Raw genomic sequence first — 24550 nt, 5'->3', positions numbered from 1 at the left:
TGCCCCTTTATTACAGGACATAACACGATGACTTTTTCCCGCTCAAAATCTGGTTCAGGCTTAACGCGCACGCCGCGTCAGGCGTGGGTATTGGAACCGCGCATGATGTTTGATGCTGCTGCTGTGGTCACGGCAGTGGATGTGGCGGCGGCCGTCGCGGCAACGGACACCGCACCCGGCGTCGATGCCACACCCGTTAAAGCAACGGTCACCATCACCGACAGCAGCGACAGCTTCCAACCGGTCGATCTGTTCAGCGACGTTCGCGTATCGGCAGATAAAAACGGGCAGGAACTGAAAGATCTGGTGATTACCGTTAACCGCACGGGCGCGAATCAGGCATTAGTCATTGATGGCACTGAAATTACATTAGAGTCTGGTAATGGTGCAAAAACGACTGCTGGTGCTGGTCAATATAGCTATACCGTTGCTGTCAGTGGCGCGACGACAATCGTCACCGTTAGCATTGCTTCATCTGAAGCGTTTGAACCGAATGACGTCGCTAAGCTGATCGACGGCATTGCCTATAAACCACTAGACAACACTGTGGCAGGCGGTGACGTGGTGGTGACGCTGAAAAGCCTGAGCGATGAGGGCGGTACTAGCACAGATACTGCCGATCTGAATATTCACGCTACCGTTACCATCGACAGCAAAATTAACGTGGCACCGGTGATATCTGGCGAAACTTTACTGGAAGCGGAGTCATTAACGACTGGGACGGACGTTGCTTATTCCGCTGATGGTAAACAGGCTTATATCGCCGGTTTGGATAATACGCTGACCATCTTTACCGTGGGCGAATCTGGGCATCTGACGCAAAAACAAAGCCTGACGGTTGAAAATCTGGGGCATGTTAATCATATGGTGGTCAGTGCAGACGGTAAGTCGCTCTATACCATATCGAGCAATGGCAACCTGATGCAATTTAGCCTTCAGAACGGCATGCCCAGCCATACTGCGACGATTTCTGTCGGAGCCGGGTCGAACGGCGGGTTAGCGATAGCCGATGACGGTTCGCAGATTTATGTGGATGCCAGTAGCAGCTATGGTCGCGAAGTGTTTGTCTATCAGCGCAATACTGAAACTGGCGAGTTAACCCATACCGATTCGCTCCGTCATCGTAATGGTGTGATCGCGACAGCGGGCGAGTATGTCTACATTGCGCACAGCGGGGCGATAATTAACGACAATCATGAGTTGCAAGTCTACCAGCGTGATAGCGCAGGTAAATTGACTCTGCTGGGGAGTATCTCACTTGAAATAAAGGGACAAGATCCCGTTGATTACGCGATGGCGGCATCGAACGATGGGAAGTCTGTTTATATCGCAAATCCAAAAACCAACGATATTACGCTCTACCGCGTTGGGAGTGATAATGCGTTGACGCTGGTTAATACATTCAGCACCCCTCCTGTAGGCAGTTTGGTACTCAATGCTGAGGGAACGCGGTTATATGCTGCGGCGACAGACGGCATGGTTTCCGCTTACGCTGTTTCATCAGCGGGGGCTTTAACCTTGGTGGGCCAGGCGGCAGGAAGTACCACTGGTGGGGATCTCGCGTTATCGCAGGATGGTCGCTCTTTACTCGTTGCGGGTGAGGGGGTCAGCCGTTATTCAACGTTATTGACGCAAATAAGTGGCTCGGATGCGATGATCGCCTCCGGGATAACCTTGTCGGATGCCAATTTCGATGCTCTGAATGCGGGAAATGGAAACTATGGTGGTATGCAACTGATCGTCTCTCGTGACGGTGGTGCATCAGACAAGGATATCTTTAATTTCAGCAACACTAACGATCTGCGGCTGGAGAACGAGCAGATTCTTCAGGGCGATCGCGCTATTGCCACGTTCAGCCAGAGCGGAGGTATTCTGACGATCGCGTTTCTGCCTGGAACAAGCCGGGCGGAGGCAAATGCGGTTTTACATCAGGTCACCTACCAGAATACCGATACAGTGGCGGGTGGTTCCGTGGTGACGCTGTCTCTACGGGCGAACGACGGTAAAGTCGATAGCCTGCCCGTGATGCTGGCGGTGCTGGTGACAACCAATACGGCACCGATACTGACTGTAGAAGCTGCATCACTCTCAAACTACGACACGACGGCGACAGTGGTCAAGGTATTCACCAATACGCAGATTACAGCGGGTGAAGCAGGGCAAAAGATCTTGGATGTCAGACTGAATATTGGTGGTCTGAAAGATGCGGCCAATGAATTCTTAGTTATTGATGGCGCAAGAATTGATCTTACTCAGTCAAACTCAGGGAAAACGGCAAGCGGCTATACCTACACCTATACGTTAAATGATGGCAGTGGGACGCTGGAGATTCACCATGCAACTGGCATGACGATGGCAGCGGCTCAGGCATTGATCAACGATGTTGCCTATACCAATGAGACAACACAGGCGACGGCGGGTATCCGTACCGTGACGCTTGTGAGCCTGCGAGACGATGGTGGCGTGGCAGAGCAGGGGGTGGATACGGCCTCCCTTAATGTTACCGCGACACTGACGTTAGCCATTAACAACGCACCGACCATCCAGACCGATATCCCGGTCGATCCTAATTTGTATTACTCCGACGGCTTGCTTACCGGTTATGACAGTCATGTCAGCAGTATTGTGCTGTCCGATGATGGTCGCACTCTACTGGTGATTGGCACAACAGCCGCCAATTATGGTGGCGATGCGCGGGTAAGCCTCTACCAGCGCGACCCCGATACAGGGAAATTAACGTTATTACAGCGCCTCGTTCCGGGAACGGATGATGGTGATGCGAGCAATGGGACGGAGGTCAGCGGGCTTATCGGACGCGCGGCCGTTTTCTCCGATGATGGTTCCACCGTTTATCTGAGCGCAAATTCGGAAGTTCTGGTATTCAGCAAAGATGCCAACACGGGCATGTTAAGCCTGACCGCGCGCGTTGACGGGCTAGCAGGCAATGTGATGAAGCTGGCCCGTTCGGATGATGGGAAAAGTTTGTATGCGCTTACGGCGGGCACGTTGTACCACTACACCATTGGTGATAGTGGCACATTGAGCAATTCCGCGACGTTTACTCAGGTTGATGGCACAACGCCGATTGGTTTGTCTGTTGATGCCAGCGGTACCGTTTATGTATTGGGTAACAGCGGCAAGATAACGATTTACACGACGGCGGCAAACGGTGCCGTGAGCTATGCCGGCCAACTGGCGCGTGGTAGTGACGGGGTTACGCTGACCTATACCGACAGTGAGGGGAACCAGAAAAGTGCCGGAACGTTAGCTACCAGTAATGAACTCAATCACGCCAATTCCGCTTTTACCGTGACGGATGAAGGGTATATCTACGTGGTCACCAGCAACGTGGGTAATCGACTCACTGTGCTGCATTACGATAGCTCGACGAACGCTGTCAGCCGGGTCGAGGCCCTGACGTTTAGCAACCCCTGGGGCGTGACTGCCTCTGCAGACGGTAAGACACTGTATGTCGGCAGCAATAACGGTGCCGTGACGGTTTACGCGATTGGTTCGGATGGTAAGCTCACGCAAACTGGGACGCTGGCGGCAGGGCGTCCTGTCACGACGCTGACGTTATCGGAAGACGGCAAATCGCTGTATACCGGCGCACGCTTTTTTAATACCGGCGTGATGATATCCAGCGCGGCGGCGCACGCGACCTATAGCCAGACGGCGGAGATGCCGTTTGCCACGAGCGTCACACTGTCAGATCAGGATTTGGATGCTGCCGATGACTACAAGGGCGTGACGATTACCGTTAGCCGTAATGGCGATGCATCGACAAATGACCATTTTGCGTTCCAGAGCGGCGGCGATCTTACGCTGTCCGGCAGCGAAATTCAGTATCAGGGGGCGACCATTGCCACCTTTAGCGGCAGCGAAGGTGCGCTGACGATTGTCTTTACCGAAAGCGTCACAAAAGCGGTAGTCAATCAGGTTCTGCATCAGGTGACCTACCGTAACGAGGGCGACACGGCAGGCGCAGCGATTTCGCTGAAGATCGGGTTCAGTGACGGGAGTAAAGATACCAGTCTGTTGCTGATGATGGTACCGAACAAAGCGCCTGTGGTGGATAACGTAGAGTACACCCCGCCGTCTGCGACGGCAGGGCAATCGTATACCGAAGAGCTGCCCGCTAATCTGTTCCGCGGGCCTGAGAATGGTGCGATAACGTGGCAGGTGAACGGCCTTCCTGCTGGATTAACCTTCGATCCTGAAACGCGTACGATTTCCGGTACGCCAGCGATCAATGGTGCAGGAACCTTTGCTATTACCGTCGTCGTGAGCGGTGAATCAGGCGCACAGGCAGAGCAAACGCTAACGCTGAGTATTGCATCCGATCCTGCGCAAGTCCCAACGATCGGCGGTGAATCCAGTGCCTTACAGAGTATCGGCACCCTTGATGGTTATGACTCCAATAGTTATGTGGATGTGCTTAACGGGGTGAAAGACAGCGAGCTCTCTTCGGATGGCAAAACGCTCTATGTCGTGAGTTCACCAGAGAGTGGTTCGGCAGTGCTGAGCGTCTTTGTGCGTGATGCGGAAGGTAAATTTACCCTGTCGAAGACCTTTTTCAACTATCGATCCGTTTATAACGAAGAGACGGAACAAAACGATAAGATTGTGGACCATGCCGGGCTGGCCGGCGCATCAGATGTCACTCTGTCTGCTGATGGACAGTACCTGTATGTGGTCGGCAGTGAAGGCAACGCGGTGACAATCTTCCGCGTTGGCAGTGACGGTGAACTGACGCAAGCCGTCGTCCTTGATTCGGCTGCTCTGGGGGAGCATTCGCTGGATGTACGTTCCCACATCGTTTCTCAAGGCGATTACCTCTATCTCACCGCTGCCCAGTCTGGCAGTGATAATGACAGTCGCAGCGTACTGGTGTTTAAGCGTGGGACAGACGGGACTCTGGCGGCGGTTTCTCAGGCCGATAATTTGATCGGCGCGAGCCGTCTTGTGCTTGATCCAGATGGGCGTTACCTGTTTGTGTCTGGTTCAGGCGATACAGTTGGTGTCACTGGGTTCCGTATTGATGCTGAAGGCAAGTTGACTCAGGTTTCCCAGATTCGTGCTGAAGGCGATGACCTGTACTACATCAATTCACTTGCTCTCTCACCTGATGGCAAAACCCTGTATACGATTAATGCTGATGGAATTCAGTACACGCTCAATACGATAACCGTGGGAGCCGATGGTGCGCTCTCGCTGACGGGTACAACGTCAATTACCGATGATGGAGGCGATACCGGTGAGGGGCTGGCTACGGGGCTGGTGGTTTCTGCCGATGGGACTGCGCTGTTTGTGATCGGTAAGAACATCACCGTCTTCTCCCGTGCCGAAGATGGCAGCCTGACGCTGAAGGACACGATCAGCGGCAGTTGGGATAGCCCAATCAATCTTTTCTTCTCTGATCTGCAACAGGTTGAACTGAGTGCAAACGGTAAACAGCTGTACCTGATTGGCGGCGATAAGGTTCATGTGCTGAATGTCGGTACGGCTGGCGCAACCTATACCGAAGGTAATGATGCTACGGTGCTGCTGCCATCAGGCCGCCTGTCCGATCCGCAGTTAGATGCGTTAAATAGCGGTGTGGGCAACTATAACGGTGCCAGCATCACGGTCAGCCGACAGGAAGGTGGGCGACCGGAAGATACCTTTGGCTTGAAGGCGGATAACGGTTTAACGCTTGATGGCGACAACATCCTAAAAGGTGACGTCGCGATTGCCACCTTTACGCAGGTTGATGGCGTGCTGACGGTGACCTTTACGGCATCGGTAACCCAAGCTGATGCACAGAACGTGTTGCGTCAGATCACCTATCACAACACCAGTCAGGATCCTGAACAGGCGGGCTCGTCGCCGGCATTCACCTTCAGCATGAATGACGGCGACAATAACACCACTAGCATGGATATCACCGTCAATCTCATCGGTGTGAACGATCCGTCAACGTTGACGACGACGGTGCTCAACCCACAGATTCCGGGCAACGGCGAGTTCGTTAAGCTGTTTAAAGATACGCATGTCGACACCATTGAGAGCGGGCAGACCATTTGGCAGGTGGTGCTGACATTTGATGTGTCAGGGCCAAATGAGACGATCAGCGTCGATGGCAGCACGATCGTGCTCGAAAAATCCAACGGGACGCCGCGTACCGCCAGCGATTTACAATATTCCGTTGATGTTAAGGACGGTAAAGCGACGGTTCTCCTGTATGTCGGGAGAGACGCGAGTGGAACCGCTGCGATTATTGACAGCATCGGCTACAACTATCTGGGCAGCAACCCGAGCGGGGAACGCCACGTTACCCTAATGATTAAGGAAAATAATTATAACGGCAGCGCACCAGAAACCACGTTGGATCAGGCGATTACGCTGACGCTGGTGCCTGAGGCAGAAACCAATACTGCACCGGTTATCACGATTCCGGGCACGACGCCGGCGTATACCGAACGTGCTGACCCTATCGTGCTGGCACCGGACGCAACGGTGTCCGATGCGCAGATGGATAAGCTCAACGGTGGTAAGGGCAACTACGACGGCGCAACGCTGAAGATTACGCTGGGCGACGGTAAAACGGCGCTGGATAAGCTGGGCTTCAGTGCCGAAAACGGGCTGACGCTATCCGGCGATACGCTTCAGAAAGACGGCGTCACCATTGGTCAGGTCAGTAATCAGGATGGTGTGCTGACGATTCGCTTCAATGCGAATGCAGGCACGATCCCGACCACGGAAGATGTGCAAAATACGCTGCGCCAGATTACCTACGCCAGCGACAGCCGTACGCCAGCCGCGCAGGTGGCGGTGACGGTGACGCTGTCCGATCGCTATCTGGATTCTCAGGTCACAACCTTGTTGGTGGCGATTACCGCTATCAATGACACGCCTGTTGTGGCGAACGATCCGGTACTTTCTGCCGATGAACTGCGTCTGGTGAATACATACACCGCAATTAGCGGGTTGGGCACGGTGACGGCTGCGGCCCGTACGACAGACGGGCTGGCGCTGTATGTCAGCGATGATAAAGGCGCGATTGCCTTATTCCAGCGTGATGCGAACAGCGGCGAATTAACCTATGTGCGTACCTTCGCCGCCGCAGAGGGTGTGACAGGAATAAGCCAGCTACAGGTTTCCGCCGAGGGTAATAGCGTGTATGCGCTGCGTGCCGACGGCAACGCGATTGTCTGGTTTAGCCGTGATGCGAACGGCGAGTTGACCCATAAGGTCACGATAGCAAGCGATTATAATATTGATAATGGTAATCTGAATAATATCAAGGGGATTGCGCTGTCTGATGATGGGAAGAATCTTTATCTCATCAATAGCTACAGCGACCAGCTAGCCTATTTCAGCCGTGACACCGCAACAGGGGCGTTAACCTATGTTGAGGCGCTGGGCGGCGATATGAATAATCCGCCTTATCTGTGGGCCCCGACCAGTATTCTCAGCCGCGGCAACCTGTTGTTTGTCACCACGGCAATCAACGACACCTCGGCGGTGATTGTTTATCAGCGCGACGACAGCGGCAAACTGACGCCGTTGGGACATGTCCGCGACTTTACCGATGCCGCAGGCAACACCGTAGCGCTTTCAGGGCTGGAGCAGCTCACGGTTAGCGCCGATGGTCGTAGCATCTTTGTCGCCAGCGCGGGGCAGATCGATGCCTTCACGCTGGATACTGTTACGGGCACCTTCACACATATCGCTCGCGTCGCGGCAGAAGGCACGGTGAGCGATATCGCCCTCTCTGCGGATGCGCGGGTGCTGTACGTCACGCAAAGCGACGGTGCACTCACTCGCTATGTGTTGAACGGTCAGACACTGACAAAACTCGATACGCTGAAAAACGCGGATACGGGCTTCGCTCATCTGCTGCCGGTTGACGGCGGGCTGATTACGCTCGGCAACGGCGTGTCGGTGCTGGATGAATCCTCTCGCCTGCCGGTTTATCGCGTCGATGGCCCTGCAATTATCGTTGCTCCGTCTATCGTCCTCAGCGATGCGGAATTGGATGCATTGAACGGCGGGGCGGGAAATTATCAGGGGGCCTCAATCACGCTACAGCGTGGTGATGTGGCTTCAGCCGGCGATCGCTTCGATTTTACTGCGGGCAACGGTTTTACCTTAGCGAATGGCGTCATTAGCAAAGACGGGCAAGCGGTAGCCACATTCACGCAGGCGGACGGCAAGCTCACAGTGGCCTTCACGGCCGCCATTTCCCGTGCGGATGCGACAGCGCTGGCACGCCAGATTAGCTGGGCGACGAGCGCCCCGTTGACGGGAGATTCGGCCTCGCTGACCCTGGTGCTCAATGACGGCGCAGCCGATTCTGCCGCGCAGGCGCTCGGCGTTACGCTGTCGAGAGAGGTAAACCTGCCGCCGGTGGGTCATGCTGATCAGTTCACACCGCCAACGGCACAGGCGGGCACCCACTGGTCTTATACCTTACCAGGTACGCTATTTACCGATCCTGAAAATAATGCGCTGACGTTTACTGTTGATGATGCGCAACTGCCAGAAGGCGTGCGTTTTGATAGTGCAACACGGACGTTCAGCGGCACACCGTCAGCGGCTGGTTTATTCAACCTGACGATTACCGCCACGGACAGCGCAGGCAACGCGACGGCAATGAATGTGGCGCTGACGGTCAATGCTGCTTCAACGCCGGTCGACCCAGGCACACCAGACCCCGGTACACCAACAGAGCCAGTCAATCCTGATAACACTGCAACAGCGGCACCGGTAATTCTGGTGCAGCAGGGCGCAAGCCTGCCTGTTGATTCGAGTGAAAGAGAACGTGAACAGCCGCTGGAGACGATCGTCGCCGATCTGTCTCGCCCGGAAGCGCAGCCGCTACCGAACAACATCGTTACCGAACCTGTGCGTCAGCGCGATGCCAACACCGCACGTCAGTCGGATGCGCCTTGGGTGCTCGATCCTGTCATGTCATCGCTGATGCCAACGCTGGAGCAGGTCAACTTCTCTTCGCGTGCTGAAGCGTCTACACGCGATAACGCCGCGCTGCGTCCGGCTGATTCCAACCTGTTCCTGAGCGCGCGCGGTCAGACAACGGCGCTGGAGTCGGCTTTCAGTAGCGTGCAGGGCGCGTTACAGCCGGATGCCTCCGGCGTGCTCGCCTTTAGCTTGCCGCAGCGTATGTTCAGCGTGCGTGAAGGCAATGCCACGCTGACGCTGCAACTGGCGAACGGGCGTCCGCTGCCTGCGTGGGTGCAGTTCGATGCCCGCAACGGCGTGGTGCGTATTACCGATGCCAGCGCGGTGCAGGTGAATCAGATCCAACTGGCGCTGAAAGCACAGGCCGCAGACGGCACCAGCCGGATCGTACCGATTACGCTGCAAACCGGGCAGGGCGATGGCGCAGAGAGGGCAACTGACCGTGGTGCGATGCAACTGCCTGTCCACTCTGATGCACTCCCTGCAGAAAACCGCGATGCAGAGCGGTTAGCGCCTGCGGGGAAAACCGCCTTTACCGAACAGCTGCGTCAGCATCAGCCTGAACAGGATGCGCTGCTGGCGGCGCTCAGTGAGCTGAGCAGTCTGCGCGCGTAACCAAGCGCAAACCTGGTAAAGCGCAGATCGAATACCGAGACGAGATTTTATTACTTAACCACTAACCCGGGCGTTTGCAGGCGGTAACCACTCCACCGCCTGCAAGATGAAGGGAACAGACAAATAGAAGATGGGGAGAACCCGGGTGAATCAGCACATAGCGCATTTCTGGGATAGCCAGCAACACGACAGCCAGCAGCAGAACGTTCAACACGAGGCTACACCACGCACCGCGGGTTCCCGGGCGTTACGGATCGCGGTAGCCATTGCCTGTCTGGGGCTGGCTGGCTGTGCCGTCAAACCTGAGCCGGTTACGATCGAACAGCAGGTTGCACAGGCGCTGAGCGACAGAACACAGATGTTCGCCAATCAGGAACCGGTGCGCGGCACGATCACGCTGGATGAAGCGATTGCTCGTGCGCTGAAATATAACCTGCAACAGCGGGTCGCGTTGCTGGAACAGGCGATGGAAGATGACCTGTTGGGCGTACAGAATCTGGACATGCTGTTACCGAAACTGACCGCGCGCGCTGGGTTACAAACTCGCGATAATGTGGCGGGTTCGAGCAGCCAGTCGGTGACCACTGGTCGGCAGTCGCTGGAAGCGTCCACCAGTCAGGATCAGACCCAGCGTACCGCCGATCTGACGATGAGCTGGAACGTGCTGGATTTCGGTATCAGCTATTTCAACGCCAAAGTACAGGCGAACAAATCGCTGGCGGCGGAAGAGCGCCGTCGTCGCGTGGTCGCGGACATTACCCGTCAGGTGCGGACGGCCTATTGGGAAGCCGCAACGGCACAGCGCTTGCAGCCGGAAGTGACCACTGCGCTGACGCAGGCGCGTCAGGCGCTGGAATATGCGCGTCAGACCGAGCAACAGCGTCTGCTGGCTCCGGTTGAGGCACTGCGTTTCCAGAAAAACATGCTGGAGATGGTGCGTCAGTTGGAGATCGTCGACAGCGATCTGGTGGTGGCGAAATCCCGTCTGGCTGCGCTGATGAACCTGCCGCCGTCGAGCAAATACGATGTCGTCGTACCGAGCGAAAGCAGTCTGGTCGCGCCGAAGATGGCCTACTCGCTCGACGATCTGGAAAACTTCTCGATGGTTAAACGTCCGGAAGTGCGCGAAGAGAGCTATCTGGCACGCAATAGCGTACTGGAAACCCGTAAATCACTGCTGCGTCTGCTGCCGGGCGTGTCGCTGTTTGCCGGTATCAACGGTGATAGCAACAGCTATCTGGTCAATCATCAGTGGGCGAACGCGGGCGTTCAGGTCAGCGGCAACCTGCTGAACGTGCTGTCGTGGTCATCGGTGAAACGCGCCGGACAGGCGAATGAAGATCTGGCGGAAATTCGTCGTCAGGCGCTGCGCATGGCGGTGCTGACGCAGGTGAACGTCGCCTGGCAGGAATATCAGCAGAGTACGCAGATGTTTGGCCGCTATCAGGAACTGGCGCGGATTCAGCGTGGCATCCTTAATCAGACCACGCTAAGCGTACAGCATCGTGCCGAAACACAGATGGAACAGGTGCGCGTCAGTACGGAAACCATTCTGACGACCCGCGCGCGCGCGACCGCAGCTTTGCCGATGTGCAGAACGCGCTGGGCGCGGTGTATCAGGCTGCCGGGCTGGACGTGCTGCCGGATAACGTGAACGATGTCAGTCTTGCGGCGCTGAGTAGCTCGATTGCCCGCACCACGGGTAACCTTGAGAAAGGCGGTGTTGCGGTACCACGCCTGTCTCTGGCAACACCGGCTACGCCTGCCACCACGACGGCGTCGACGAAAACCGCATCTACCCCATCCTCTGCACCAGTCTCGAAGCCAATGGCCTCGTCCGCGGCTACATCGTCGGCTAGCGCGGGTAAGCCTTATCGCGTGGTGAACACGGATATGTGGGATAACCTGCAATCTCTACAGGCGGGAGGTTCGCGTTAATGGCTTTCGGCATGATGCGTCCGCTGTTGCTGGTCAGTGCGTTAGGTCTGCCCCTGTTGGGGCAGGCTGCGACGACGGGAGACATTCGCGTACAGCTTAGCGCACAGCGCTATACCGTGTTATCCAGCGAAATTGCCGGGAAAGTGACGGATATTGCGGTGAAAGAGGGCGAACACTTCAAACAGGGCGATACGCTGGTGACGTTTGACTGCACCGTGCTGCGCGAAAAGCTGAATTACTCAAACGCCGCAGAGAATGCCGCGCGTAAAAAGCTGGCGATTGCCGATCGGCTGGATAAGCTCAATTCGATCAGCCTGTCGGATGTCGATCAGGCGCGATCGTCGGTGTCGATGGCGCAGGCCGAAAGCGGCGTTAATCGCGCCATGCTGCAACGCTGTGTGATTAAAGCGCCGTTCTCCGGTCGCGTTACGGAAACCAAGGTGAAACGTTGGGAATCCGTGCCGGAAGGCAAAGAGCTGTTAGCGATTTATGATGACAGCGCGTTCGAACTGGAAATGATCGTACCGTCGCGCTGGCTGGTGTGGTTAAAGCAGGGCAGCGCCTTTCAGGTCGTGCTGGATGAAACCGGCCTGAGCTATCCGGCAGAAATCAGCCGACTTTCTTCGGCGATCGATCCGGTCAGTCAGTCGGTAAAAGTCTTTGGCCGCATTACTCAGTCTACCGCTGGATTGCTGCCGGGCATGAGCGGCGTGGCGCAAATCGTACCGCCTGATGCCGGTAGCGTGTCGCCATGAGCGAACGGAACATGACGGCAGCACAAACGGAACAGGATACCCGGCTGGCGCTGCTGGCCGAGCTGTTGCAGCTGCAAAGCCGTGCCAGAGCGCGTGAAACGCTGGATGAACTGGCGTTTTTCATCGTTAACGAGACGCACAATGTCGTGAAGTATCGGCAGGCGCTGCTGTGGTACTGCGATAAACGGCGCTTGCAGGCGGCTTCCGGGCTGGCCTCGCTCGATCACAACGCGCCGTTTTGTACCGAATTTAGCCGCCTGTGCCGCCAGTGGCAGGAAGAGGGACGTCAAACGCAGGCGCTGCAATGCCGCGAGCTGCCTGCCGATGACCAAATTTTGTGGCAGGAACATCTGCCGGAATTTTTACTCTGGCTGCCGCTGCGCTTACCGCAGGGCGATACGCCGCTGGTGCTGGTGCTAGCACGGGACAGCGCGTGGCTGCCTGCCGAGATTGTGCTGCTGGAAAAACTGGCAGACGCCTACGCTCACGCCTGGTCGAGTTTGCTGAAGCAACGTCGTCGGCAGACCAACACCAGCCCGAAGAAACGTCGTTTGATCCTGGCGGGGATCGTGGCGCTGATGCTGATCTTGTTGATCCCGGTTCGCCAGTCGGTGCTGGCGCCGGCAGAGATTGTCGCGCATCGTCCGGTGATGGTGCGCGCCCCTGTGGCGGGCGTGGTGGATGATATACTGGTTCGCCCTAATCAGACTGTCAGCGCTAATCAGCCGCTGGTGCGACTGGACGTGCGCGAACTGGAAAACCGCTTGGAATCGGCCCGACAGGCTTTTGCTACCGCTGATGCTCAGTATCGTCAGGCACAGCAGCAGGCGTTGTTCGATGCTAACAGCAAAGCCAGTCTGGCCGTGCTGCAAAGCCGCCGCGAACAGGCGCAGAGCGAGATGGATTTTCTGCAACGTCAGCAGGAACGCATGCAGCTCGCTTCCCCGCGTGACGGCGTGGCGATTTTTGACGATAGCAGCGACTGGATTGGGCGCTCGGTGGCGGTGGGAGAACGCATCATGATGATCGCCGATCCGCATGATGTTGAGCTGGAGATCCAACTGCCTGCGGCGGATGCGATTGCGCTGGAAAACGGTGCGGACGTGCGCCTGTTCCTCAATGTTGCACCGAATTCGGCACAGGACGCACGGCTTGAACAGATTGGCTATCGCGCCGCGCCGACGCCGGATAATGTGATGGCCTATCGGCTACGAGCCCGCTTTACGCAGGATGATCCGCAGCTGCGCGTGGGCCTGAAGGGCACTGCCAAGCTGTACGGGAAACGCACGGTATTGTTCGTTTACCTACTGCGTAAACCGCTGGCATCCCTGCGCGTCTGGCTGGGCGTCTAACGATGGCCGGAGGCGCAACGCCAGCCGCTGGGCTCAGCCCGCTGCGCGATGAACTGATCCTGCACGCCGGACCGGCTAACCGCGACGGATCGCCCAGTTGGACGCTGGAAGATCCGCTGCGTGGTCTCTATTTTCGTATCGGCTGGGCAGAAATGGCGATGCTATCGCGCTGGTCGATGGGGAACGCGGCGCAGATTGTGGCCGATGTTAACCAGACTTCTGCGCTGACGCTTGATGACAGCGATGTGCAGTACTTCAATCGCTTCTTGCAGGCCAATAGCCTGACGCGCGTTTCCGGCGATGAGGCGCTGGCGCAGTTTTCTCGTCAGGTGGAACAGTCACGCGTTTCGATTTGGCGCAAACTGCTGAAGAACTACCTGTTTTTTCGCATTCCCTTATGGCACCCCGATCGCTTTCTGGGCGCAACGCTGCCGTGGGTCGAACCGTTTTTCAGCCGGACTTTCCTCAAATTGACGCTGCTGGTGGCCGTGCTGGGGCTCTTCCTCGCCGGACGCCAGTGGGAAACGTTCAAGCATACGTTTCTGCATTTCTTCACGCTGGAAGGCGCAGCGCTGGCGGGGCTGACGCTGTGCTTTACCAAAATTCTGCATGAGTTCGGCCACGCCTACACCTGCAAGCGCTTCGGTGCGCGGGTCGCGACGATGGGCGTCGCGTTTCTGGTGATGATGCCGGTGCTGTACACCGATACGTCCGGCTCGTGGAAGCTCACCCGCCGCCGGCAGCGGATGGCGATTGGCGCAGCGGGCATGATGACCGAGCTAGTGCTGGCGGCGTGGGCGACGCTTGCATGGAGCTTCTTGCCGGACGGCATGCTGCGCAGCGCCGCGTTTATGCTGGCGACGACAACCTGGATTATGACGCTGGCGATTAACCTCAGCCCGCTGATGCGATTCGACGGCTATTTCCTGCTGTCCGATGGATTGCAGATGCCGAATCTGCAAAATCGGGGCTTCGCTATCGGCCGCTGGCAGATGCGGGAATGGCTGTTCGGCTTAGGCGATGCGCCGCCGGAGCACTTTCCACGCTGGCTGCAACGCACGCTGGTGGGCTATGCCTTCGCGGTGTGGATATACCGTTTCTTCCTGTTTACCGGTATCGCGATTCTGGTTTACCACATGACGTTCAAACTGCTGGGGATGCTGCTTTTCGCGATTGAAATCGGCTACTTCGTGGTGATGCCAGTGGTAAATGAAGTGCGCGAATGGAGTAAACGCCGTAAGGATTACCGTATGAACCGTAATATGACGACAACGCTGGTTGTGAGCGCCGTGGTTCTGCTCTTGCTGATGATTCCCTGGCAGCGCGGCGTGTACGCACCGGCACTGCTGCGGGCGGAACAGCAAAGCAGCCTGTATATGCCTGTGCCTGCGATGATTCAGCGTATTGACGTGAAGGTCGGCCAGCCTGTAAAAGCGGGACAAACGCTGTTTACGCTGTCGTCTGACGCGCTGGCGCACGAACAGAAACAGCTAGAGCGACAAATCGCCACGCTGAACTGGCAAAGCACCTTTCAGGTATTCAACAAGGAAGCGGCTGGCGATCACCAGCGGGTAAAGCAGGAGCATGAAGCCGCGCTGCAAAGGTTAGAGGTCTTGCAACGTCAGTCTGAACAACTGACGGTGCGTGCGCCGATAGATGGCGTGGTGGCTGATATGACAACGCCGCTGGAAACCGGTGAGTGGCTGGGACAGGGCGAATGGCTGGTGGTTGTCACCAAGCCAACCGGCGGGCTGGTGGAAGCGTTCGTATCGGAAAAAGACTGGCAGCGGCTCCGCACGGGTGCAAAGGGGACGTTTTATTTACAGGATGTGAGCCGTTCGTCGCTGCCGCTCACCATTGTGGAGATTGCCAGCACGGCAACCCGCGATCTGAATGCTGCGCCGGAGCTGGCATCAATTTATGGCGGAGATATTGCCACGCTGAGCGATGCACAACGCAAGCTGCACCCTGAACAAGCCGTTTATCGCGTGTTGCTCAGTCTGCCTGACGATTATCGTGCTCAGCCGCAGGTGCTGCGCGGCACGGTGGTGATGGACGGTGAGGCGCAAAGCCTGTTGATTCGCGGCTGGAAAGTGGTGTCCGCCGTACTGATTCGCGAATTGTCATTCTGATCAGTTTTGATTTCTGCGATGTCGATCCTGACTTCCTTTCCGTTATTGCCAGATTCTTGTTTGTGCTGGCAGTAGCGTGAAGGAGGGCGCTTATCCCCTCGATTATGTTGTTCCCATCACGGCTATATATTTCAAATAGCTGGCATTTTTTTGATATCTCAGGTGACACCCAATGTTGGATATTAGGGGAAACACGGTGATGAGGTTCCCGCTGGGATACCTCATCACCGTGGTAGCCCCATGTATCTCGATATTGAAGCGGCAGTGGCCTGAACGGAAGCGATAAAAATTCTGTCTAACCAATTGAACACAAGAGGGCTGACTGTGAAGCGATCTGTCTTGTTGTTGGTGGGGGCCATGCTGGCACCCTATAGCTATAGCGCGCAGGATAATGCGGTGTCGTTATCTGTTTCTGGTTTGAATACCGTGCTGGATAACGGTTTGCTGAAGGTCGCATTCGGAGAGGATGGCAGCGCGGTGAGCATGGTGACGGGAGGCAAAAATATCGTCACTAACCTGTCCGGCGCGGCGCGTGACCCAAGCAAAACGCGTAGCGCCTACCTCGATTATTATATTAACGATGCTCATGCTAAAGGCGTCAAAGATTTTGTCCCCGAGCGGGTAGAGGTGCTGCGCAACGATCGTGAGATGGCGCATGTCGCCTATATCGACGATCGAGATGGGCTGTTACGGCTTGAATATCATCTGATTATGCGTCGCGGTGTTAGCGGGCTTTATAGCTATGTCGTTGCTGAAAATAGCGGAAATCAGGATGTTAAAGTCAGTGAACTACGTAACGTCTATCGCTTCGATCCCGCCCGGTTAGATCATCTCTACAATGGCGATCGTCAGGGTAAACCGCTGCTCTACAGTCAGCTCGAAGCGTCGCCGAAGGTGCAGGATGAAACCTGGAGACTGCCGGATGACAGCATTTATTCCAAATATGATTTCGCCGGTTACATGCGTGCTGCGCCTTTCTGGGGTGTTTTCGGTAATGGCGTTGGGGCGTGGTTGATTCACGGCAATCGGGAATATTTCTCCGGCGATGCGCTCAAGCAGGATCTGTTGGTGCATCAGGATGCGATCATCCTGAACTACATGACGGGTTCGCACTTCGGCACGCCGGATATGGTCGCCCCACCAGGCTGGAAAAAATTCTACGGTCCGTGGCTGCTGTATATCAATCAGGGCGATACCGGACACATGCTGGCGGATGCTCAGCGTCAGGCGCTGACGGAAACCGTCAATTGGCCGTACCAATGGGTGGACGATTCCCGCTATGCGCGAGAGCGCACGCAGGTTAGCGGACGCGTTGCCAGCCAGCAGTCGGTGACCGTCGTGCTTTCGTCATCGCTGGATGAACCGTTTGATGTGCAAACTCGCGGCTATTCGTATCAGGCAACCACGGATACTCAGGGGAATTTTGCGATTCCCCATGTCCGTCCGGGCAATTATCATCTGGCGGTATACGCCAACAGCGGTACGCAGCCAGGGATAGTGGCAGAACAAACGCTATCCGTTTCCGGTGATAAGCAAGTGCTGCCTGTGATAACACTGCCCAAAGCCGAGCCGGTTGTCTGGGCGATTGGGCAAGCCAATCGGCAGGCGAGCGAATTCCGGTTTGGCAATGAGGCTCGCAACACCCGCTGGCAGCATGAGGTTCCGGCAAATCTGACGTTCGATATTGGCCGCAGCGACTATCAGCGTGACTGGTATTACGCGCAGACTAAACCGGGAAAATGGGATATCCGTTTTGCCCTGCAACCAGAGAAGAAAACCTATTTCCTGAACATCGCGCTGGCGGCGGCGAGCAACAGCGGCATGAGTGAGCCGACCATGCCACAGCTGGCGGTAGCGGTGAACGGCACCACGTTGGAAACGCTGACTTACGCAAACGACAAAACCATTTATCGCGGTGCGCTACAGAGTGGTCGTTATCACATCGCCCGTATCCCCGTGTCATCCCGCTTTCTGAAAAACGGCAACAACACGATCACGCTGCAATTAAAAGGCGGCAGCGTGATGTATGACGTGGTGACGTTAAGCGAGGAATAAAACCCGTTTTAAAATGAGAGGCGCTGGGTTTCGCAGAACCGTGGGCAGGGATAGCCCACGATAAAAAAGCGCAGGAGCGATTTTCAACAATGCGCAGCGTTGGCCCGAAGGGGCGTGGGCAGGGATAGCCCACGATAAAAACTATTTCTGCTCGCTGCGGAGCAACTGCGCCATTTCTTCATCGGACAGTTGGGTAACGCGCTGGACTAGCTCCTGCTCCATCTTGTTTTGCAGTAACTGGCGGGCGATGTTTAGCGCGCTAGATTTCATCCCTTCTTGCATACCTGCCTGCATCCCCTGCTCAAATCCCCTTTGGTGTAATTGTTGTGCAATGGTCATTGTGTCCTCCTTATGCGTTGACAGGGGCTCAGCCACTGAATCAATGAACCTGTCTATGTCAGATGTATTACCCACTGTCGCGACGTACAGTAATAATGCGTGCCGCAGTGGCAAAGACAGGTTCCAGTGTTCAAATAATAGCCCGATGTCGTGCGCCAATTCCAGCATATCCCGTGTTCTGATGTGTTTCTGTACGAGTTCCAGTAGTGCGGCACGGCGGTGCGTTTTGATCTCTTCATCTGGAATAACGGTTAGGTCTATCAGCGGAAAGGCATGATGGTAAACCTGTGCTGCCAGCGGTGGATCGGTGAAATGATCCAGCCACTGCATACTATACGGATAAGGACTACGTTTGCCGTGATAGAACAGGAGTGGAATAACCACGGGTAACGACTGATGACCCTGTGATAAATGCTGCTGCATCGCATCAAGGCAATAGCGTAATAACCGGAAAGCCATGAGCTTGTCAGGGCGACTTTGATGCTCTATGACGCAATAGATATACCCAGAACCAGAGCGAGTTTGCAGTGAGTACAACATGTCTGACAGACGCGAGCGTAATGTGTTTTCGATAAACGATGCAGACTCTAACTGCAATGTACTGAAATCGCACTGTTGCTGAATAGCGGATGGTAAATGGGCGGCAAGAAAATCTCTGGCGATATCAATATCGCTTAAGAACTGTTTGAAGATGGCATCGTGAGGTTGCATCGCATCCTTCCCTGTGATGTGTATGCCGACACCATAGCGAATCGTGCAGCGCTGGAAAGTCTACAGGTTACTATTGGGAATCCGTCCCGCAAAAAATCGCAGGAGCGATTTTCAACAACGCAGAGCGCTGGGTTTCAGAGAATAGCTGGCCCGCGACTGCGGGCCAGTGAGAGGAAGATTAGTGGGAACTGCCTTTTGATGCGCCGACGCCAGTTTGTGAGCGGACAAACTGTGCATGGAAGCGTGCGCGTTCCTGCTGTCCGGCTGCCGAACGGTCGGTGATGGAGAAGAACCAGATCCCGATAAACGCCACCAGCATGGAGAACAGCGCTGGATAGTCGTAAGGGTAAATAGGCGTAGCGTGACCGAGGATTTTCACCCAGATCGTCGGCCCCAATATCATCAAGATGACTGCCGTCAACAGCCCTGCCCAGCCGCCAACCATTGCGCCGCGCGTGGTGAGCTTCGACCAATACATGGAGATGATAATAATCGGGAAGTTACAGCTCGCGGCGATGGAGAACGCTAACCCGACCATGAAGGCGATGTTCTGGTTCTCAAACAGGATACCGAGCGAAATCGCCACCACGCCCAGCACCAGTACGGTGATTTTCGAGACTTTCAGCTCATCACGCTCCGTCGCTTTCCCTTTCTTGATCACGTTAGAGTAGAGATCGTGGGACACGGCAGAAGCCCCTGCCAGCGTCAGACCCGCGACGACGGCCAAAATGGTGGCAAAGGCCACGGCGGAGATAAAGCCGAGGAAGAAGTCACCGCCGACCGCATCGGCCAGATGCACGGCCGCCATGTTATTTCCACCGATAAGCGCACCCGTTGCGTCCTTAAACGCAGGATTCGCGCTGACCAGCAGGATGGCACCAAAACCGATGATGAAGGTCAGGAAGTAGAAATAACCCATGAACCCCGTGGCGTAGAACACGCTCTTTCGTGCTTCTTTCGCATCGCTGACGGTGAAGAAACGCATCAGGATGTGCGGAAGACCGGCCGTACCGAACATCAGACCTAGCCCAAGGGACAACGCGGATATTGGGTCGGAAACCAGTCCGCCGGGGCTCATGATCGACGCGCCTTTTGGGTGAACCGCCATCGCCTGTTTGAACAGGGTGTCAAAGCTGAAGCCTACGGATTTCATGACCATCACGGCCATGAAGGTGGCACCGAACAGCAGCAGGACGGCTTTAATAATCTGCACCCATGTGGTGGCGAGCATGCCGCCAAACATCACGTACATCACCATCAGAATACCGACCAGCACCACGGCAATGTGGTAATTGAGGCCGAACAGCAGTTCGATGAGCTTCCCCGCACCTACCATCTGTGCGATGAGGTACAGCGCCACCACCACCAGCGAACCACAGGCGGAGAGGCTGCGGATCGGGCGCTGTTGCAAACGGTAGGAGGCGACGTCAGCAAAGGTATAACGCCCGAGGTTACGTAGCCGCTCTGCGATCAGAAACAGAATAATGGGCCAGCCAACCAAAAAGCCGAGTGAGTAAATCAGGCCGTCGTAGCCGGAGGTATAGACCAGCGCAGAAATACCGAGGAAGGATGCAGCGGACATGTAGTCGCCCGCAATCGCCAGCCCGTTCTGGAAGCCGGTAATGTTGCCGCCCGCCGTATAGTAATCACTACGCGAACGGGTTTTCTTCGACGCCCAGTAGGTGATATACAGCGTGCCGCCGACGAACAGCAGAAACATCACGATAGCCTGAATATTCAATGGCTGGCGCTGGACATCCCCCGTGAGGGCATCCGCGGCCCACGCAAGCACTGGCAGCGTCAAAAGCCCGAACAGCATCATAAAGCGTATTTTCATTGCTTTACCTCATCCAGTAATTGCTTGGTCAGACGATCAAATTCACCGTTAGCGCGATACACATAGACGCCGGTCAGAATGAAGGAAATCGCAATCAATCCCACACCAATCGGAATGCCGCGGGTAATGCTGGAGCCTGGAGCGATCGGCGTTCCCAGCCAGCCAGGTGCAAAGGCGATCAGCAGAATAAAGCCGACATAAAGCACCAGCATGATGATTGAAAGAAAAGCGGCAAAACGCTGTCGCTTATTGACCAGTTCTCTGAATAAGGGGTTACTTTCAATCCGTTGATAAATGGCATCATTCATCGTAAGTCTCCAGTAATTTGTAGGGTTGAGTGCTACCGCGATGTCACCATCTGATTTATCGCCACCCACATTCCCGCAAGCCACATCATGGCTTACGGGAATGAAGAGAGTGGTGGGGCAGAGGGTTATTGAGAGGCGGTACTCATAGCCTGCTTTTCTTCGAGCAGTTTTTCGACGACGCCAGGATCGGCCAGCGTTGAGGTATCCCCCAGATTGCTGGTGTCACCGGCGGCGATCTTACGCAAAATACGACGCATGATTTTGCCGGACCGCGTTTTTGGTAAAGAGTCAGTCCAGTGCAGGATGTCCGGTGTAGCAATCGGACCGATTTCCTTACGCACCCAATTGCGGACTTCCGTATACAGCTCGCTGGATGGCTCTTCGCCGTGGTTCAGCGTGATGTAGGCGTAAATAGCCTGCCCTTTCATATGGTGCGGAATGCCGACCACGGCTGCTTCGGCAATCTTGGGGTGTGCAACGAGCGCTGATTCGATTTCCGCCGTCCCCAGACGATGCCCGGAAACGTTCAGCACGTCGTCAACGCGACCCGTGATCCAGTAATAGCCATCTTCGTCACGGCGCGCGCCGTCGCCGCTGAAGTACATGCCTTTAAAGGTAGAGAAATAGGTTTGCTCAAAGCGGTCGTGATCGCCAAACAGGGTTCGAGCCTGACCCGGCCAGGAATCTACGATGACCAGATTGCCTTCAGCGGTACCTTCTTGCGGGTTGCCGAGGTTATCGACGAGCGCAGGCTGTACACCGAAGAACGGGCGTGTCGCGGAACCGGCTTTCGGCTCAATCGCGCCCGGCAGTGGGGTGATCATGAAGCCGCCCGTTTCTGTCTGCCACCAGGTATCGACGATAGGGCATTTGCCATTGCCGATTTTGTTGAAATACCATTCCCAGGCTTCTGGGTTGATCGGCTCGCCGACGGAACCCATGATCCGAAGGGATTCACGCGATGTGCCCTCGATCGCTTTATCACCTTCAGCCATCAGCGCGCGGATCGCGGTGGGAGCGGTATAGAGGATGTTGACCTTATGCTTATCGACCACTTGCGCCATGCGGCTGGCGTCCGGCCACGTTGGTACCCCTTCGAACATCAGCGTAATCGCACCGCATGCCAGTGGGCCATAAAGCAGGTAACTGTGCCCCGTGACCCAGCCAACGTCCGCCGTACACCAGTAAATGTCGCCGGGATGATAGTCGAATACATACTTGAAGGTCAGCGCAGCATAAACCAGATAGCCGCCAGTGGTGTGCAACACACCTTTGGGTTTACCGGTCGAGCCTGACGTATAAAGAATAAAGAGCGGATCTTCCGCGTTCATCTCTTCTGGCGGACAATGATCGTCTGCTTTTTCAACCAGATCGTGCCACCACAGATCGCGCCCGTCCTGCCATTCACCGGTCTTACCCGTACGGCGGAAAACGATAACGCTGGAAATGGTGGTGACGTTCGGGTTCTTTAACGCCTCATCAATATTCTTCTTCAGCGGAATCACTCGTCCGGCGCGTACGCCTTCATCAGCAGTGATGACCAATTTGGCATTGGAGTCGATGATACGCCCGGAAATCGCTTCGGGAGAGAAGCCCCCGAAGATCACTGAATGAATCGCCCCGACTCTGGCGCAGGCCAGCATTGCCACCGCTGCTTCCGGCACCATTGGCATATAAATAGCAACAACATCGCCTTTTTTGACGCCCTGCGACTTCAGCACATTGGCGAAGCGGCACACGGACTGATGCAGTTCACGGTAAGTGACTTTTTTACTTTCTGTCGCGTCATCACCTTCCCAGATGATGGCGGTTTGATCGCCACGCTCGGCCAGATGGCGATCCAGGCAGTTTGCTGCCACATTAAGTGTACCGTCTTCAAACCAGCGGATACTGATGTGGCCGGGGTCGAATGAGGTGTTCTTGATCGTTTTATAGGGTTTGATCCAATCGACGATCTTTCCCTGCTCGCCCCAAAAGGCGTCGGGGTCGTCAACGGACAGCTGATACATATTTTTGTATTGCTGGGCATTTATCAGTGCATTTTCCGCAATTGAAGCGGGAATAGCGTGTTTATTATGTTGTGTCATAGCGCTTCTCCTTAAACATGTTAATGCTATGTCAAATAATGGTTAATTCTAGTTAACCAGTTATCTTTGTTTCTTTTTTGCGCGATTGATCACGCAATGCAGGAAAAGCAGTGGGGCATTACTTAAAAGATAGTCTTTTGGTTCAGAAAACAGGCAACTTTTTCGTGGTAGTCAAAATGCACTAAGTGATGTGTGTCACAATATGACTGCCGGCAGAATTATCAGTGCTGTTATAATGTCATTAACGATCAATTCATTGTTTTCAATAGATTATATCTATTGTTATCAAGTTTTTGATCGCCCTTTACGATCAAAAGGCATAAAGATCCCGCTTATTCAGCCGATAGTAAAAATTCTGTTCAGAGTATATTCCTACGTAGGCCAGCTATTTAGCGCGTTCAACTATGGTTGATGTGTTGAAATTTTGTTTCATTTGTTAATTATATGTAGACTATTAATGAAATAGATTTATCTGATTATCAACGGGCAGATAAGTGTGAATAATCTACACTTTAGGTGGGTTCCACAGCACAGATGTGGGCCTTCTTAAAAAGCCTAAAGATGCCGTGTGCTAGCCGCTGAAAAAAAGAAAAATGAAGTGTTATTTTTTGTGTCTGATTCAGAAATATCCGGTTTCCAAAAATAAATAACATAGACATACCCAACATCACTGACGCTGAGTAAGGCGGCAGATGTTTGAGCCCCAGTAGCCTGAGAACGCGTAAGCGGTTCCGGTTAGCGAAATTCACTATTTTCATTAGGTGATTTTCTGGGGTGGGGAAGAACACTATTAGTCCGGAAACCTTTTAAATTCCGGTAGGTTGATTGCTTATCAATGGTGCGCCGTGGCGTCATGGCATGCTGTGAGATATCTTTTTATATAGCATGATGCAGAGGAAACAATGAGTCTGATATTTGGCCGGAATGAGATTTTAGGCATGCTTTCTCAACCAGTTCAGAATGATAGACGTGCAGTGGCGGTGATTGACGAGAAATGTAAGGTCGTCTGTGCGAATTCTGCTTTCAACGCTCATTTTGGATTGCGTGCTGAAATGAATACGCCCGTCTCAATTGATGATGTACTCCCTATCAACGTGAAGTTTGCCTATCACGATTTTATGACGAATTCCAACATGTTGAGTACGCGCGTGGTCTCGGATTTGTTGTCTGATGGCTTTACCAAAAAGCAGCTCAGTACGCTGTCTTTTTCGAAACTGAACGTTGAAAATCGAGTGCTTTCTCTGCTGATCCTAAACCAGGATGCGGTTGAGCCTTCGACGAATTTAGCATCATAAGCTTGAATAATCGGAGATTATCTGGCCGGAAGACTAGAGACGTGTATTTTCCAGTGGAAAATAACGACAAAAGAAAAATTATTATTAGTAACGCTGCTGCGGCTGAGCTAGCATCGTTTCCTCAACAAGTAATCGATTTCTCTAATACTCGCTGACGGCCAG

10 protein-coding genes and 1 pseudogene are annotated in these 24550 nt (G+C 54.7%); 7 read left to right on the top strand and 4 right to left on the bottom strand.

The genetic code is table 11. From position 1 onward, the window contains the following. The first annotated feature begins 27 nt into the window (after positions 1-27). The 6 genes and pseudogenes from H4F65_RS10110 to H4F65_RS10085 all read left to right on the top strand — a co-directional run bounded on the left by H4F65_RS10110 (position 28) and on the right by H4F65_RS10085 (position 17811). On the top strand, positions 28-9579 hold the full coding sequence (locus H4F65_RS10110) for a beta-propeller fold lactonase family protein (protein ID WP_010285266.1): 9552 nt from the start codon (positions 28-30) through the stop codon (positions 9577-9579). Between the two features lie 145 nt (positions 9580-9724). Continuing rightward, positions 9725-11517 (top strand): annotated as a pseudogene (locus H4F65_RS10105) (TolC family protein). After that, complete coding sequence (locus H4F65_RS10100; RefSeq protein WP_010282272.1) at positions 11517-12272, top strand: efflux RND transporter periplasmic adaptor subunit; 756 nt, start codon at positions 11517-11519, stop codon at positions 12270-12272. The pseudogene H4F65_RS10105 and the gene H4F65_RS10100 overlap by 1 nt, the downstream one beginning before the upstream one ends. Beyond that, entirely contained in the window at positions 12269-13624 is a 1356-nt protein-coding gene (locus H4F65_RS10095; RefSeq protein ID WP_010282274.1) for an efflux RND transporter periplasmic adaptor subunit, read from the top strand. Before H4F65_RS10100 ends, H4F65_RS10095 begins: the two co-directional genes overlap by 4 nt. Before the next feature lie 2 nt (positions 13625-13626). Next, positions 13627-15756 carry an HlyD family efflux transporter periplasmic adaptor subunit gene (locus H4F65_RS10090; protein ID WP_010282276.1) on the top strand — a complete coding sequence of 710 codons (2130 nt, stop codon included), beginning with the start codon at positions 13627-13629 and terminating at the stop codon, positions 15754-15756. 324 nt (positions 15757-16080) lie between these two features. Then, positions 16081-17811, top strand: coding sequence for a polysaccharide lyase family protein (locus H4F65_RS10085; RefSeq protein ID WP_039318889.1), 1731 nt, complete (start codon positions 16081-16083; stop codon positions 17809-17811). Positions 17812-17952: 141 nt separating this feature from the next. Here H4F65_RS10085 and H4F65_RS10080 read toward each other — a convergent pair whose 3' ends face one another. The 4 genes from H4F65_RS10080 to acs form a co-directional block, all read right to left on the bottom strand. Further along, positions 17953-18861: an Rpn family recombination-promoting nuclease/putative transposase gene (locus H4F65_RS10080; RefSeq protein ID WP_010282281.1), complete on the bottom strand. Its 909-nt coding sequence runs from the start codon at positions 18859-18861 to the stop codon at positions 17953-17955. Between the two features lie 178 nt (positions 18862-19039). Beyond that, a complete protein-coding gene (gene actP, locus H4F65_RS10075) occupies positions 19040-20698 on the bottom strand; it encodes a cation/acetate symporter ActP (protein ID WP_010282283.1) in 1659 nt (552 codons plus the stop codon). Continuing rightward, the gene (locus H4F65_RS10070) at positions 20695-21006 is read right to left on the bottom strand and encodes a DUF485 domain-containing protein (RefSeq protein WP_010282284.1); all 312 of its coding nucleotides are present in this window, start codon (positions 21004-21006) and stop codon (positions 20695-20697) included. The genes actP and H4F65_RS10070 overlap by 4 nt, the downstream gene beginning before the upstream one ends. A 125-nt stretch (positions 21007-21131) precedes the next feature. Next, on the bottom strand, positions 21132-23093 hold the full coding sequence (acs, locus tag H4F65_RS10065; RefSeq protein WP_010282287.1) for an acetate--CoA ligase: 1962 nt from the start codon (positions 23091-23093) through the stop codon (positions 21132-21134). Positions 23094-23995: 902 nt separating this feature from the next. Between acs and H4F65_RS10060 the strand changes: the two genes are divergently transcribed. Continuing rightward, entirely contained in the window at positions 23996-24388 is a 393-nt protein-coding gene (locus H4F65_RS10060) for a hypothetical protein (protein ID WP_010282300.1), read from the top strand. Positions 24389-24550: the final 162 nt, after the last annotated feature.

This window comes from Pectobacterium brasiliense, from assembly GCF_016950255.1.
Lineage (GTDB): Bacteria > Pseudomonadota > Gammaproteobacteria > Enterobacterales > Enterobacteriaceae > Pectobacterium > Pectobacterium brasiliense.
The sequence above is the reverse complement of the archived record's forward strand: the minus strand, read 5'-3'. Positions and strand labels throughout refer to the sequence as shown.

Coding starts and splice junctions, on each gene's coding strand:
- H4F65_RS10080 (WP_010282281.1), bottom strand. CDS start 18,861: ATGCAACCTCACGATGCCATCTTCAAACAGTTCTTAAGCGATATTGAT.
- H4F65_RS10060 (WP_010282300.1), top strand. CDS start 23,996: ATGAGTCTGATATTTGGCCGGAATGAGATTTTAGGCATGCTTTCTCAA.
- H4F65_RS10100 (WP_010282272.1), top strand. CDS start 11,517: ATGGCTTTCGGCATGATGCGTCCGCTGTTGCTGGTCAGTGCGTTAGGT.
- actP (WP_010282283.1), bottom strand. CDS start 20,698: ATGAAAATACGCTTTATGATGCTGTTCGGGCTTTTGACGCTGCCAGTG.
- acs (WP_010282287.1), bottom strand. CDS start 23,093: ATGACACAACATAATAAACACGCTATTCCCGCTTCAATTGCGGAAAAT.
- H4F65_RS10070 (WP_010282284.1), bottom strand. CDS start 21,006: ATGAATGATGCCATTTATCAACGGATTGAAAGTAACCCCTTATTCAGA.
- H4F65_RS10090 (WP_010282276.1), top strand. CDS start 13,627: ATGGCCGGAGGCGCAACGCCAGCCGCTGGGCTCAGCCCGCTGCGCGAT.
- H4F65_RS10110 (WP_010285266.1), top strand. CDS start 28: ATGACTTTTTCCCGCTCAAAATCTGGTTCAGGCTTAACGCGCACGCCG.
- H4F65_RS10095 (WP_010282274.1), top strand. CDS start 12,269: ATGAGCGAACGGAACATGACGGCAGCACAAACGGAACAGGATACCCGG.